Origin of the sequence: Fictibacillus marinisediminis (genome assembly GCF_023149135.1) — a bacterium.
Lineage (GTDB): Bacteria > Bacillota > Bacilli > Bacillales > Fictibacillaceae > Fictibacillus_C > Fictibacillus_C marinisediminis.
Genome location: NZ_JAIWJX010000002.1, coordinates 4341209 through 4354756 on the forward strand (window position 1 = coordinate 4341209; position 13548 = coordinate 4354756).

At 43.5% G+C, this 13548-nt stretch carries 14 protein-coding genes; 1 reads left to right on the forward strand and 13 read right to left on the reverse strand.

The genetic code is table 11. From position 1 onward, the window contains the following. Nucleotides 1-75: 75 nt before the first annotated feature. Nucleotides 76-939 (reverse strand): mechanosensitive ion channel family protein, encoded by an 864-nt coding sequence (locus LCY76_RS22565; protein ID WP_486599191.1) that lies wholly within the window; start codon nt 937-939, stop codon nt 76-78. A 336-nt stretch (nt 940-1275) separates the two neighbouring features. Between LCY76_RS22565 and yyaC the strand changes: the two genes are divergently transcribed. Then, nucleotides 1276-1902 (forward strand): spore protease YyaC, encoded by a 627-nt coding sequence (yyaC, locus tag LCY76_RS22570; RefSeq protein ID WP_248254541.1) that lies wholly within the window; start codon nt 1276-1278, stop codon nt 1900-1902. A 323-nt stretch (nt 1903-2225) separates the two neighbouring features. On the opposite strand, the gene LCY76_RS22575 is transcribed toward yyaC, so the two are convergent. From LCY76_RS22575 to rpmH, 12 genes are all read right to left on the reverse strand, one after another. Beyond that, complete coding sequence (locus LCY76_RS22575; protein ID WP_053356321.1) at nt 2226-2960, reverse strand: DUF554 domain-containing protein; 735 nt, start codon at nt 2958-2960, stop codon at nt 2226-2228. 386 nt (nt 2961-3346) lie between these two features. After that, nucleotides 3347-4192 carry a ParB/RepB/Spo0J family partition protein gene (locus LCY76_RS22580; RefSeq protein WP_248254542.1) on the reverse strand — a complete coding sequence of 282 codons (846 nt, stop codon included), beginning with the start codon at nt 4190-4192 and terminating at the stop codon, nt 3347-3349. Next, nucleotides 4173-4946 (reverse strand): ParA family protein, encoded by a 774-nt coding sequence (locus tag LCY76_RS22585; protein ID WP_248254543.1) that lies wholly within the window; start codon nt 4944-4946, stop codon nt 4173-4175. The genes LCY76_RS22580 and LCY76_RS22585 overlap by 20 nt, the downstream gene beginning before the upstream one ends. 162 nt (nt 4947-5108) lie before the next feature. Continuing rightward, on the reverse strand, nt 5109-5969 hold the full coding sequence (gene noc / locus LCY76_RS22590) for a nucleoid occlusion protein (RefSeq protein WP_248254544.1): 861 nt from the start codon (nt 5967-5969) through the stop codon (nt 5109-5111). Between the two features lie 136 nt (nt 5970-6105). Continuing rightward, nucleotides 6106-6822 (reverse strand): 16S rRNA (guanine(527)-N(7))-methyltransferase RsmG, encoded by a 717-nt coding sequence (gene rsmG, locus LCY76_RS22595; protein ID WP_248254545.1) that lies wholly within the window; start codon nt 6820-6822, stop codon nt 6106-6108. A gap of 16 nt (nt 6823-6838) precedes the next feature. Next, nucleotides 6839-8725, reverse strand: a complete 1887-nt coding sequence (gene mnmG, locus LCY76_RS22600; protein WP_248254546.1) for a tRNA uridine-5-carboxymethylaminomethyl(34) synthesis enzyme MnmG — start codon at nt 8723-8725, stop codon at nt 6839-6841. A gap of 13 nt (nt 8726-8738) precedes the next feature. Beyond that, nucleotides 8739-10115 (reverse strand): tRNA uridine-5-carboxymethylaminomethyl(34) synthesis GTPase MnmE, encoded by a 1377-nt coding sequence (gene mnmE, locus LCY76_RS22605; RefSeq protein WP_248254547.1) that lies wholly within the window; start codon nt 10113-10115, stop codon nt 8739-8741. A 395-nt stretch (nt 10116-10510) separates the two neighbouring features. Next, nucleotides 10511-11131, reverse strand: a complete 621-nt coding sequence (jag, locus tag LCY76_RS22610) for an RNA-binding cell elongation regulator Jag/EloR (RefSeq protein WP_248254548.1) — start codon at nt 11129-11131, stop codon at nt 10511-10513. After that, nucleotides 11128-11901, reverse strand: a complete 774-nt coding sequence (gene spoIIIJ, locus LCY76_RS22615; RefSeq protein ID WP_053356313.1) for a YidC family membrane integrase SpoIIIJ — start codon at nt 11899-11901, stop codon at nt 11128-11130. Before spoIIIJ ends, jag begins: the two co-directional genes overlap by 4 nt. A 28-nt stretch (nt 11902-11929) precedes the next feature. After that, nucleotides 11930-12160, reverse strand: coding sequence for a membrane protein insertion efficiency factor YidD (yidD, locus tag LCY76_RS22620; protein WP_062238056.1), 231 nt, complete (start codon nt 12158-12160; stop codon nt 11930-11932). Beyond that, nucleotides 12157-12516 (reverse strand): ribonuclease P protein component, encoded by a 360-nt coding sequence (rnpA, locus tag LCY76_RS22625; RefSeq protein ID WP_248254549.1) that lies wholly within the window; start codon nt 12514-12516, stop codon nt 12157-12159. The genes yidD and rnpA overlap by 4 nt, the downstream gene beginning before the upstream one ends. Before the next feature lie 135 nt (nt 12517-12651). Next, the gene (rpmH, locus tag LCY76_RS22630) at nt 12652-12786 is read right to left on the reverse strand and encodes a 50S ribosomal protein L34 (RefSeq protein WP_007201576.1); all 135 of its coding nucleotides are present in this window, start codon (nt 12784-12786) and stop codon (nt 12652-12654) included. Between the last annotated feature and the right edge of the window lie 762 nt (nt 12787-13548).

The window sequence follows — 13548 nt, forward strand, 5'->3', positions numbered from 1 at the left end:
GTCGTCCACTCCCCCAGACATTCGCTTTTTTTCTATTTTATAGAGAAAATCGCCTTGAGACAACGCCTTTATATATTAAGTCTCGGATACCGTAGTTTTGTGATAGGAAACCAGCTTCTGATAAGGCAATTCGATGCCTTCTTCATCCAGTCTGATCTTAATCGCTTTCTTGAGCTCCCTTGCCACTTTAAAATGTGTCATGGGAAGCACTTCGGCTGTTACCCTGATGACAATTTCGGTCGTGCCGACAGCCTGGATGCCAAGAACTTCTGGTTCAGCGACCATTTCAGGGTATTCCGGTGTTTTTTCTCTAACCACATCTTCAATGATTGCCTGGGCTTTGTCGATGTCTTCTTCATAAGCGATACTGACATCAATGACTGCGACACTGTTATGAATGGAAAAATTGGTCACTTCCATTATGGATGAGTTCGGAAGGATATGCAGCTCTCCTGTCCATTGTTTCAATTTGGTCGTACGAAGGCCAATCTCCTCGACGGTTCCTTCAAAGTTATTGATTCTCACAAAATCCCCTACCGCAAATTGCTGTTCAAAAATGATAAAGAATCCGGTAATTACGTCTTTCACCAGGTTCTGTGCGCCAAAACCGATGGCTAGTCCAACCACACCGGCACCAGCGAGCAATGCCTTCACATCTATATTGAATTCGCTCAAAATCATCAGCAAAGCGATGAAATAAATAAGATAAGCTGCTACATTGTCTAAAAGCCGAATAAGTGTGTTCTCACGCCGCTCCGACATTCTAAGCGGACTCTTCATTCGAATTTTAAAAACATTGGATATGGCTGCACGTACAATTTTCACGACAATGGCAGACCCAAAGATTATGGCGGCAATCTTAAGCACTTTCATGCCAAGGTTAATCCATAAATCTCCATTCCCTACCTGCTTATAAATATCCTCTGCCTGATGGATCACACTGAGTAGTTCCACTCGATTCCAACCTCCATAATGTTCTTAACTATGCATTAATGTACCCAATTTTGGTTGAACTTTCAACGAATAAAACTATTTCTTTTCTCCATCAGTACTGGTTAAAAAGAGGCCGAAGGGGGTATAAAACACTTAACCCTAAATTAAGCAGTTTAGCTGCCAGGCAAATGTCAGTGCTTGCCATGGCTATATTTTTTCAAAAAAAACAGCTTGACCCCTTTCCCGCTTTAATAAAAAATGCATCTCGCAACCCGCTTCATAATGTATAGTATTGCCATTTAGTCCGTATACTGGTAGTAACATTTTAAAGGAGTGGATTCTATGTTCCTTAAAAGGAAGCTCGTTCCCGACAAGCTTTTTCAATATAAATTGCACCACGAGGAAAAAGATGCATGCATGGTCATTACTGAAAAAATTGGGAACCTTCTTCCTAACACGCAAACAACTCCCGTAGTGGTGGTTTGCATCGGGACAGATCGATCCACTGGCGATGCATTAGGTCCTCTTGTCGGCACTAAACTTCATGCGATAAAAGCACTTCCCTTCCATGTGTACGGAACACTGGATGAACCTGTTCACGCTGTAAACCTCTCAGACAAACTTAAAATGATTGAAAAAAACCATCCAAACGCTTATATCATCGGTATTGATGCCTGCCTAGGAAAGCTGAATCATGTCGGGATGATCTCAATTGGAGATGGACCGGTTAAACCGGGAGCAGGCGTGAATAAAGAACTTCCTCCGGTAGGAGATATGCATATGACAGGAATTGTAAATGTCAGCGGATTCATGGAATATTTCGTACTTCAGAATACCCGGTTGAGCGTCGTCATGAAAATGGCCGAACTTATTGCAGATTCCCTTTACTTCGCCTCAATGAGCCAGCGGGTAAAGAAGAATATCACGCCTCTTCCGCTCAAAAAAGATGATTTGTATAACATTCAATGAAAAAAGCTGTTTTCATAACCTTTGTTGCTCTTAGGAGTGGTTGATTTCCGCTTCAGGATGCTCGCTTTCCGCGGGGCGTGCGGTGAGCCTCCTCGGCGCATGGCCCCTGTGGGTCTCACCTGTCCCGCTGCTCCCGCAGGACAAGGAAGGCTTCGGCAGCGTTATATCGCACGAAGAAAATGTGAAATTCATTTTCGAGGAGTCTCGCCCCTTGCACTCCAATCACTTAGCAATGATGACTGTTTACATGAAGTTTCCCAAAACAACAATCTTTTAGAAAAGAGCCATAATAAAAGCTGTTCAGGATATCCTGAACAGCTTTTTTAAATTAAATTCCCGGCAAAACCAGAAAGCTTGTCCCAATAGTAAACGATACTAACGATAGTGATCGTAAAGAGAAGCGCAGGGAGGAGGTTGGCTACCCTTATTTTGGTTAATCCCAGGATATTCAAGCCAATGGCAAGAATCATGATCCCTCCTGTACCCGTAATTTCCACAATCATCTGCTTCATTAGATCAGCAGGGACGATTCGGTCGATCTGGGTAGCAAACAAAGCAATAATTCCTTGATAAAGTATTACAGGAACAGCCGAAAATATCACACCGACTCCTAAAGCAGACGTAAAAAAGATAGCACAAAATCCATCGATCAGGGCTTTCGTATAGAGTACGGCATGGTCATGTCTTAGTCCGCTGTCCAGAGCACCTACAATGGACATTGCACCTATGACAAAGACGAGGGTTGCTGTAACAAACGCATTTGCTATACCGCCTTTTTCTTTCCCGCCCAGCTTCTTTTCAAGCCAGTCGCCCAGTTGGCCAAGCTTTCCTTCAAGATCCAGCCGTTCGCCAAGAACGCCTCCGATGGCAAGGCTGGCAATCACGATTAAAAACTGTTTGCTTTTCAGCCCCATGCCGATTCCGAGAATAATGACTGCAAGCCCCATCGCCTGCATGATCGTCACTTTTGTTTTTTCGGGTATATTCCGCCAGAACAAGCCAAGCAGGCTTCCGATTACTATTGCAAGGCCGTTTACCAAAGTCCCTAATAATGCCAATGTCTTTCCCGCCTTTTCATCTAATGTACAAGCTGCGTTTTCAAGCTTAAAATCTAAGTCTGTTTTCGTAACCTTTGTTGCCTTAGGAGTGGTTGATTTCCGTTACAGGATTCTCGCTTTCCGCGGGGCGAAGCTTAAAGCCTTACCGGCGCAAGCGCCTGTGGGTCTCACCTGTCCCGCTTCCCCTGCAGAACAAGGAAGGCTTCGGCAGCGTTATATCGCACGAAGAAAATGTGAAATTCATTTTTGAGGAGTCTCGCACCTTCCATTCCAATCAACATAGCAATGAAGGCTATTGTGAAAATGTTCCAAAAGCCACAATCTTTTAGAAAAGAACCTTTAGAAAAGAGCCAAATCAAAAAAAGTAAAACCACCGTATGATGGTTTTACTGCTTTCCGATCAGATCCAAAATCCTCTCCAAATCTTCATCAGAGAAAAACTCAATTTCTATCTTGCCCTTCCGCTTCGTTCGTTTGATAGAAACAGAGGTGCCAAAATGATCACGGAGACTTGATTCTTTTTCAATCAAGAAGATGTTTTTCTCCTGATTTTTTTTCTTTGTTTCACGTGAAACATTCTGATTGACCTGCTGAATCAGCTTCTCAAGCTGGCGGACGTTCATTTTGTCGTTTAAGCACTTCTCAACAACAGCCTGCATTTTTGCTTTCTTTTTCAAACCAAGCAGTGCTCTGCCATGCCCCATAGACAATGCACCTTTTGACAGCATGTCCTGAACGGGCTCAGGAAGCTGCAATAAGCGGACAAAATTGGCAATATGGGGTCTGCTTTTGCCTACCCGCCCTGCAAGTTCTTCCTGAGTGAGTTTGAGGTGCTCCATCAGCTTTTGATAAGCCTGAGCTTCTTCAATCGGGTTAAGATCTTCACGCTGCAGGTTCTCGATGAGGGCGATCTCCATCATCTTCTGCTCTGTAAATTCACGGACGATAACAGGCATTGTCTTCAGCCCAGCTTCTTTAGCAGCTCTGAAACGCCGTTCACCTACTACAATCTCATAACCCTTGATGCTTTTTCTTGCAATAATAGGCTGCAGAACTCCGTGCTCCTTAATTGAGTCGCTTAATTCTGCAATGGCTGACTCACTGAACACTTTCCTCGGTTGATAGGGGTTGGGGCGCAATTCCTTTACGTTAATTTCAGTAACAGCATCCTCTTTTTCAAGTTCTGTACCCGGAAAGAATGCATTGATTCCTTTACCTAACCCTTTCGCCACTGCCAATCACTTCCTTCGCTAATTCTAAATAAACCTCTGCACCTCTGGATTTAGGATCGTATATGATAATCGGTTTTCCATGGCTTGGCGCTTCAGAAAGTCGAACGTTTCTTGGAATAATGGTCGTATAGACTTTATCCTGAAAGTACTTTTTCACTTCTTCAATTACCTGGATTCCTAAATTCGTTCTGGCATCAAGCATTGTCAAAAGCACACCGTCAATCATCAGATCCGTATTCAAATGCTTTTGCACTAGCCTGACAGTGTTTAACAGCTGGCTCAGACCTTCCAGCGCGTAATATTCACATTGCACCGGAATGAGCACTGCATCCGCTGCGGTAAGTGAGTTGATCGTCAGCAATCCCAAAGAGGGAGGACAGTCGATGATAATGAAATCATATTGGCTGCTGACCGAGGAAAGAGCTCTTTTCAGTCGAACTTCCCTGGAAATCGTCGGCACCAGCTCAATTTCTGCACCTGCCAGCTGTATCGTAGAGGGCAATATATGTAATCCTTCACAAATCGTTTCTAAAATGATGTCCTTCACTTCTGCATCGTCAACAAGTACGTTATAGATACATTGATCAATATCGCCTTTGTCAACTCCCACACCGCTAGTAGCATTCCCCTGTGGGTCTATATCAACAAGTAAAACCTTTTTGCCGAAATAAGCCAGACATGCTCCGAGGTTTACGGATGTAGTTGTTTTTCCAACACCACCCTTTTGATTGGCAATTGCAATGGTTTTAGCCACGATGACACCTACCTCAATTCTTTACGAGAGTTCATTTCCTTTATCATATCATGAATATCTGCATTTTCTTATGGAAATCTATCAAAAAAAAACAGAAAAGTTTTTTATAAGAGAACATAATAAAAAGCCCTTCTCACATCAAAATAAGAAGGGCTTTTTGCATTATTTTTTCGGAATTCGAATAGTGAACTGATAGAATTCTTCGTGATCTTCTTCTTCCGTGTTAATCGTCAATCCGCTCTTTAATACCATATCGACAGATTGTCTGACCGTATTGATGGCAAGCCGAGTATCTTTACTGAAAGATTTTCTCTTTGCAACAGGCTTTTTCTCGGTATTTTCCCCTTCGATCATCCGTTTCACACGTTCTTCTGTCTGTTTTACATTCAGATGCTTCTCTAAAATTTCCTGCAGGACCGCTTCCTGTTTGTCTGGAGTTTTTAAAATGATGAGAGCTCTTGCATGCCGTTCTGTGATCTGCTTCAACAATAATGCATCCTGGATAGGCTGGGGAAGTTTCAGCAGCCGGAGCTTGTTGGCGACCGTAGATTGGCCTTTTCCAAGTTTCTGAGCAAGACTCTCTTGGGTAAGGCCGTGGATTTCAAGAAGTTTTGCATAAGCCATGGCTTCCTCAATGGCTGTCAGCTCTTCCCGCTGCAGGTTCTCGATCAGTGCAACAGAGGCTGTCTGTGAGTCATCAAATTCCTTTATAATAGCCGGAATCGTTTCCCAGCCCAGTTTTTGTACCGCCCTCCACCGCCGTTCACCGGCGATGATCTCATAAGTTTGGTCTCCCGCTGACCTGACAACAATCGGCTGGATGATCCCATGAGTCTCAATCGTTTGGGATAACTCTTCAATTCTTTCATCTATAAAAACGGTACGAGGCTGGAATTGATTCGGATGGATATCTTTGACCTGGAGTTGCAGTATTTCTTCATTTTCGTTCTTCTCTTCAGCTTCAGCTTCAGCTGTCTGATTTTTCTCACCGATGCCGAATAAGCGTGAAAAAGGATGTTTCATATGAATGACACCACCTTTTGTTATCTATCTTAGATTTTCGCTCTGTCCATCAGTTTTCCTGCCAGATTTTGAAATTTCTTTGTTCCTCGCGGGATATGTAGACCGGATGTTTCACGTGAAACATTCGGCTTATGAATCAGGAAAGAGGATTCTTATTTGGCGTCCCAGGCTTTCTTGGGTATTTCTTTGGTGTGGTTTTTACTTTATCAACCAGCACGATGTATCTGTCACTGTTCTCAACCGGAAGCTTAAAGGAATAAACATCTTTTACGCTGCCGCCCAGCATTTGAACGGCTTTTTTGCTGTCCTTCATTTCGTCCGGAAGCTGTGAGCCTTTCATAGCAAGGAAATGGCCTCCCTTTTTAACAAGGGGAAGACAAAGCTCGCTCAATACCGACATCCTGGCAACCGCGCGGGCCATGACAAGATCATAAGCTTCTCTTATCTCGGGGCGGTGTCCGAACGTTTCTGCACGGTCATGATACAACGAAATATCAGTTAATTCCAGTTTTTTTGAAAGGTGTTCTAAGAAAGTGATTCTCTTCTGCAGCGAATCACAGATCGAGAGCTTAATTTGCGGGAAACAGATTTTCAGCGGAATTCCCGGAAAACCCGCTCCTGCACCTACATCACACACCGTTAACTCCTGATTAAAATCGAAATAGAAGGCTGCTGACAAAGAATCATAAAAGTGTTTTAAGTACACTTCTTCTTTATCCGTAATAGCCGTTAAGTTCATTTTCTCATTCCACTCGACCAGGATATGAAAATAGTCTTCGAACTGCTGGAGCTGGCGGGGAGAAAGGCTGATTCCCTTCTCTGCCAACTTTTCTTGAAAGGTTGTAATATTCATTTTGTCCTCCAAAAACTTAACGTGCAAGCTTAGCTAGTTTCCCTTGCTCCAGGTAAACAAGCAAAATCGAAATATCCGCAGGGTTAACACCCGACACCCGTGATGCCTGTCCTACTGATAGAGGACGGACTTCAAGCAGTTTTTGTTTAGCTTCAGTAGCCAGGCCGTTGATTGCACCGTAGTCCAGATCCACTGGAAGTTTTTTGTTTTCCATCTTTCTCATCCGGTCAACCTGTGCAAGCTGCTTATCGATATAACCTGCATATTTCACTTGAATTTCAACCTGCTCGGCAATAACTTCGTCCACAGGTGTTTCAGAAGGATGGATTTGAGCCACTACATCATACGTAATTTCGGGTCTCTTCAGGAGCGTCGCTGCTGTCATTGGCTCTTTAAGCGGAGAGCTTTTTGCCCCCTCAAGAATTTCCTGAACGTCAGGCGACGGTTTGACTGTCAGATGCTCCAAACGGTCGATTTCCTGTTTGATCTTTTCTTGCTTTTCAACAAAACGGTCATAACGCTCTTGAGGAATTAATCCAATTTCATATCCCTTTTCCGTCAGCCTGAGGTCTGCATTATCATGACGGAGAAGCAGACGGTATTCTGCACGAGATGTAAGAAGACGGTAGGGTTCATTTGTCCCTTTTGTGATCAGATCATCAATCAGCACACCAATATAGGCATCTGATCTGCTGAGAATAAGAGGTTCTTTCTTCTGAACTTTTAAAGCCGCGTTGATCCCTGCCATGACCCCTTGGCCGGCAGCTTCTTCATAGCCGCTCGTTCCGTTCAGCTGGCCGGCAGTGAAAAGCCCTTCGACGTTCTTCGTTTCAAGGGACGGCCATAGCTGTGTCGGTACGATGGCATCATATTCAATTGCATAGCCTGCACGCATCAATTCCGCTTTTTCCAATCCTGGAATAGTTGAAAGGATTTTTCGCTGAACATCTTCAGGCAAGCTCGTTGAAAGTCCTTGAACATACACTTCTTCCGTATTTCTTCCCTCAGGCTCTAAAAAGATCTGATGGCGCGGCTTGTCATTAAAACGCACGATCTTGTCTTCAATTGACGGGCAATAACGCGGGCCTGTACCTTCAATCATCCCTGAATACATAGGTGAACGGTGAAGGTTTCCATTAATGAGTTCATGAGTTTCAGGACTGGTATAGGTCAGCCAGCACGGAAGCTGGTCTGTAATATACTTCGTTGTTTCATATGAAAAAGCACGGGGTACTTCATCACCTGGTTGAATTTCCGTCACGGAATAATCAATGGTTTTGCTGTTCACGCGCGGAGGAGTACCTGTTTTGAAACGGACCATCTGAAAACCAAGCTCTTGAAGATGGTATGACAAGTTAACGGATGGCTGCATGTTATTCGGTCCGCTTTCATAGGACAGCTCACCGATAATAATTTTGCCTCTTAAGTAAGTTCCCGTCGTCAGAACAACGGATGAAGCATGATATTCCGCTCCGGTTTTCGTAACGACACCTTTACAGACGCCGTCCTCGATCAAGAGACGTTCCACCATACCTTGTCTTAAGGTAAGATGCTCCGTGTTTTCCATCGTTCTTTTCATTTCGTTCTGGTACAGAAATTTATCGGCCTGGGCACGCAAAGCACGTACAGCCGGGCCTTTACCTGTATTCAGCATTCGCATCTGAATGTGTGTTTTATCAATATTCCTGGCCATTTCTCCACCAAGAGCGTCAAGCTCCCGGACGACAATCCCTTTGGCAGGGCCGCCGACTGATGGATTGCACGGCATATAGGCAATGGTATCTAAGTTAAGGGTTAAACACAGAGTTTCTGCCCCCATTCTTGCCGAAGCAAGTGCGGCTTCAACTCCTGCGTGGCCTGCTCCGACAACAATGACATCGAACCGGCCTGCATCATATCCCATTTTTCTTCCTCCTTTATTTCCCTAAGCAGAACTGGGAGAACAATTGGTCAATTAAACTCTCGGAAACCGTATCTCCAATAATCTCACCGAGAATCTCCCATGCTCTGGTAATATCAATCTGAACCATATCGATCGGCAGGTTCAAATCTATTCCGTTTAACGCTTCATCTATATGGTGAATGGTTTGCTGCAAAAGGGCAATATGCCTTGAATTGGAAACATACGTCATATCCTGCGACTCGATGCCTCCCTGGAAGAAAAGCTGAGCGATCCCTTCTTCAAGCAAGTCCACTCCTTCTTCGTGAAGGAGAGAAGTGGTGATTACAGGATGTTGTCCTGCCAATTCTTTTACCCTGTCCATTTCTATTTCTTGTTTAAGGTCTGTTTTGTTGACAATCACAATAACATCAAGCCCTTTTACTGCTTCAAAAAGATTCTCGTCTTCATTAGAAAGAGGTTCATTGTTATTGACCACAAGTAAAATAAGATCTGATTCTTTAAGGACTTTTCGCGATTTTTCAACGCCGATTCGTTCAACGATATCTTCAGTTTCACGGATTCCTGCAGTATCAACAAGGCGAAGAGGAACTCCTCTAACATTCACGTATTCCTCAATCACATCGCGGGTCGTTCCGGCAACATCTGTTACGATGGCTTTGTTTTCATGAACGAGCGCATTCATAAGCGAGGATTTTCCGACGTTGGGGCGGCCGATAATAGCAGTAGACAGGCCTTCACGCAAAATCTTTCCTTGCTGTGCAGTAGTCAGGATCTTATCTACTTCCCGTTTAACAAACGTCAATTTCTCGTTCAAAAGGGAATGAGTCATTTCCTCTGCATCGTATTCCGGATAGTCAATGTTCACTTCTACATGTGCAATGGTCTCCAGCAGTGTCTGTCTTAGTTTTCCGACCAGCTTGGATAAGCGTCCTTCCATCTGGTTAAGCGCCACGTTCATCGCCCGGTCTGTTTTGGCGCGGATCAAATCCATAACCGCTTCAGCCTGGGACAGGTCAATCCTGCCGTTCAAAAAGGCGCGTTTTGTAAATTCGCCTGGTTCAGCCAGTCTTGCACCATTGTTGAGTACCAGCTGAAGTACACGGTTTACAGAAACAATACCCCCGTGGCAGTTGATCTCAACCACATCTTCCCTCGTAAACGTACGAGGGCCTTTCATGACCGAAACCATGACCTCCTCAACAGGTTCCCCCGTTTTTGGTTCAATGAGTTTGCCGTAATGAATCGTATGTGACTCCACTTCCAGAAGCATTTTTTTCCCTTTATATATAGAATCGGCAATGGCTATAGCCTCACTGCCGCTCAATCGTACAATGGCTATAGCACCTTCCCCCATCGGTGTGGAAATGGCCGTAATTGTATCGTATTCCATCCTTCTCACCTCTCTTTGAAACCCAAAACATACTGTATCTATTGTATTATTTCCTTTATTTGCGTTTCTAACATATCCACAGTGGATAACTTCCCTGAAAAAACAGACATAATTATCCACAATACCTTTTAGTTTAACCTAGCAGGGATATAAAAGGCAATGAAAAAAGCCGGGTGTTTTGTTAATTTTGGCGGGTGTCTTCCATTTTCAAACCGGGATCCAGTTTCAGCTTTTCCACGATCCAGCTTCAGTGTCCAGGCCCTCGAGGTCGCTTCACTCTCACACCTCAACACAAAGAGCGTGTTGCTGTGTAAGAGCTCCAGCGCTTGTCGAGCCTAACCGGACACTTCAGCTTTTCCAACTAAAAAACTCCGGGCATCAGCCCGGAGCAGATCTTACTTTTTCACGGGGCGGATGATGACCTTGCGGAATGGCTCTGCCCCTTCAGAAGTAGTTTCTATTTTTTTATTGTTTCGCAGTGCCATATGTATGGCTTTTCTTTCGTTGGAAGGCATCGGTTCGAGTGCTACTCCTTTACCAGTCGCCGAAACTTTTTGAGCTGTATGGACAGCCAGTCTTTCAAGCGATTCGCGGCGTCGTTCTCTGTAATTTTCTGCATCAATGATGATGCGGAGATAGCGGCTCGAGTGATTATTGGCTACAAGATTGGTCAGGTACTGAAGGGAGTTAAGGGTCTGTCCCCTTTTTCCGATCAAAATGGCAATCTTTTCACCCGTTAATTCCAAGATGATTTCTTCCCGCGTTTCTTTCAGTGAAATGGTAACAGGCACACCCATTTTATCGGTGACTTCCTGTAAAAAAGCAACAGCCAGCTTTACCGGGTCTGGTTTAAGAGAGACTTCTATTAAAGCCGGTTTTCCGCCAAAACCCAAAAATCCTCTTTTAGATTCTTCGAGTACTTTTACCTCAACCTCTTCTTTAGAAGCCTGAAGCTCGGCCAATGCTGTGGAAACTGCTTCTTCTACTGTTTTTCCCGTTACCTTTATCTGTTTCACTTTTTAGCTCCCCTATCAATTTCATTTTTCTTATTCTTTTTCGGGGCTGTAATAAAATAAGTCTGTACGATCATAAATAAGTTACCAATTACCCAGTAGAGTGATAATGCTGCAGGGAAATTAATCGCAAATACAACAATCATGACCGGCATGATATAAAGAAGCATTTTCATTTGCGGGTTCGGGTTGTCCGTTCCGCCCATCATAATTTTCTGCTGAAGGAAGGTGGTAAGACCCGCAACAACAGGCAAGATATAATAAGGGTCATGCACACCTAAATCGAACCATAGGAAGCTGTGATTCTTAATTTCCTGAGTACGCATAATCGCATGGTAAAAACCAAGCAGGATCGGCATCTGAATCAGCAGTGGCAGACAGCCAGCCAATGGGTTAACCCCTTGGGATTGGAAAAGCTGCATGGTTTCCTGCTGAAGCTTCTGCTGCGTTGTTGCATCCTTGGAACTGTATTTCTCACGCAGTTTTTGAAGTTCTGGCTGGATGTTTTGCATAGCCTTCGAACTTCTTGTCTGCTGAATCATGAGCGGCAGCAAAGCCAAACGAATAAGAATCGTTACAACCACAATGGACAGACCATAGTTGTTGCCCATCATTTCAGCAAACTGTGTAATAACCCATGAGAGCGGATAAACAAAATATTCATCCCAAAATCCGGTACTTTCGGGGGTAATCGGCGTTTTAGTCGAGCTGCAGCCAGATAAAAGTACCATTAAACTGACTAAGGCAAACGTAATTCCTAATTTCTTTCGCACTCCTCATCCTCCTTAAAGCGTTGTTTCTTTATTTTCGGCGATTCTTTCTTTCAGGCACAGGATCAATTCCGCCTGGATGGAAAGGATGGCATTTTAATATACGTTTTAAAGTCAGCCAGGTTCCTTTGATTGCTCCAAATCGCTGAATTGCTTCAATTCCATAGGTCGAACATGTGGGATAAAACCGGCAAGCTGGCGGAGTCATTGGGGAAATAAATCGCTGGTAAAAACGGATGATCAAAATAAAGAGCCGTTTCATTTTCGCCTTCCCTTAGACTGTCTGATCGAACCGGCTCGCTGTAAAACGTGTAGAAGGCTTTTTTCCATCTCAAAAAAATCCATATCTGCTGTTGGATTTCTGGCAATAATGATGTAATCTCTTCCGGATGTGATCTCTTCTTCATGTTTCATGAAGATTTCTTTGACCACACGCTTGATCCGGTTCCGGGTCACCGCATTTCCGACCCGCTTGCTGACTGATAATCCAAGCCGCAGATGAGGCTGATCGCCTTTTTCCAGCGCATATATTACAAATTGGCGATTGGCAGACGATTTTCCTCTTTTAAATACTTCTTGAAATTCTTCATTTTTCTTGATGCGCTTTTTCTTTTCCATCCGGCAACACTCCACCTGGATCTGATACGGCTTATTTATTCATTCAATTACTATTAACAGTATCGGTTACTTATTTTAATCTAAACTGATTTCTGCTATTCCTACATCAGAAAAAAGACCACTGATGTCAGTGGCCTATGCAGATAATACTTTTCTTCCTTTTTGGCGGCGGCGAGCAAGAACTTTACGGCCGTTCTTAGTTGCCATACGCGCACGAAAACCATGTACTTTCTTACGTTTACGGTTATTTGGTTGGAACGTTGGTTTCATTATATATTACACCTCCCTGAGGATATATCAAAAAAGACAGTCTAAGTAAGTATAAGGATGCTACCCTCGATTTGTCAAGTCTTCACAGAATTTAATTATAAAAACGGGAAAACTCCCCAGAGTAAAACTTTTTGCTGATCCGTACGGCAGTTTTCGTTTTCATCCTCACTGTGGATACTTTTTTCGACACTTTTTTCATTATCCACACCCTTTATCGACAAGTTTTACACAAAATCTAGTGCTGTGGACAACACCCGTACACAAGTTGTAGGGGTTGTGGATAAGTGCGAAAAACACATTGCATTCATGGGATTTATTTGTTATGATTGTTGTGTTTTAACTCGTTGATAACTTCATGTGACAATGTTTTTATCCACAGCGTGTGGATAAAGTTGTGGACAGTTTAAAATTGATGTTTATAAGGTTGTCCACATCCTCTGCATGACTTACCTTATACTGATTTTCTACTATATTAATAGATTGTGCACTTTTGCTGTGAATAGTATATTTATTCGATTATATACATATCGCTGTACAAAGCTTGAACAACGTCAAGCGTTTTGTGAAAAGTGCCTTTATAAGCCTCAAGATGAACCTTTACCCGCGACGGCTATTTTATGATTGGAACATCAAATCTGGTTTCACTCATTAAAAATTGCCCTCGACTGTCTTGAGGTTTTCTTTCGCGCTGCCTTTGAATTAAAGCTGTAAGCAAGGAAGAAAAAGCTTCGTTTATATAAATATTTTTAGGAGGGACAGTTG

Bases quoted from the DNA above. Each gene is read 5' to 3' on its own strand.
- yyaC (WP_248254541.1), top strand. From the start codon at position 1,276: ATGTTCCTTAAAAGGAAGCTCGTTCCCGACAAGCTTTTTCAATATAAA.
- rsmG (WP_248254545.1), bottom strand. From the start codon at position 6,822: ATGAATATTACAACCTTTCAAGAAAAGTTGGCAGAGAAGGGAATCAGC.
- noc (WP_248254544.1), bottom strand. From the start codon at position 5,969: ATGAAACATCCTTTTTCACGCTTATTCGGCATCGGTGAGAAAAATCAG.
- rpmH (WP_007201576.1), bottom strand. From the start codon at position 12,786: ATGAAACCAACGTTCCAACCAAATAACCGTAAACGTAAGAAAGTACAT.
- mnmE (WP_248254547.1), bottom strand. From the start codon at position 10,115: ATGGAATACGATACAATTACGGCCATTTCCACACCGATGGGGGAAGGT.
- mnmG (WP_248254546.1), bottom strand. From the start codon at position 8,725: ATGGGATATGATGCAGGCCGGTTCGATGTCATTGTTGTCGGAGCAGGC.
- rnpA (WP_248254549.1), bottom strand. From the start codon at position 12,516: ATGGAAAAGAAAAAGCGCATCAAGAAAAATGAAGAATTTCAAGAAGTA.
- yidD (WP_062238056.1), bottom strand. From the start codon at position 12,160: ATGAAACGGCTCTTTATTTTGATCATCCGTTTTTACCAGCGATTTATT.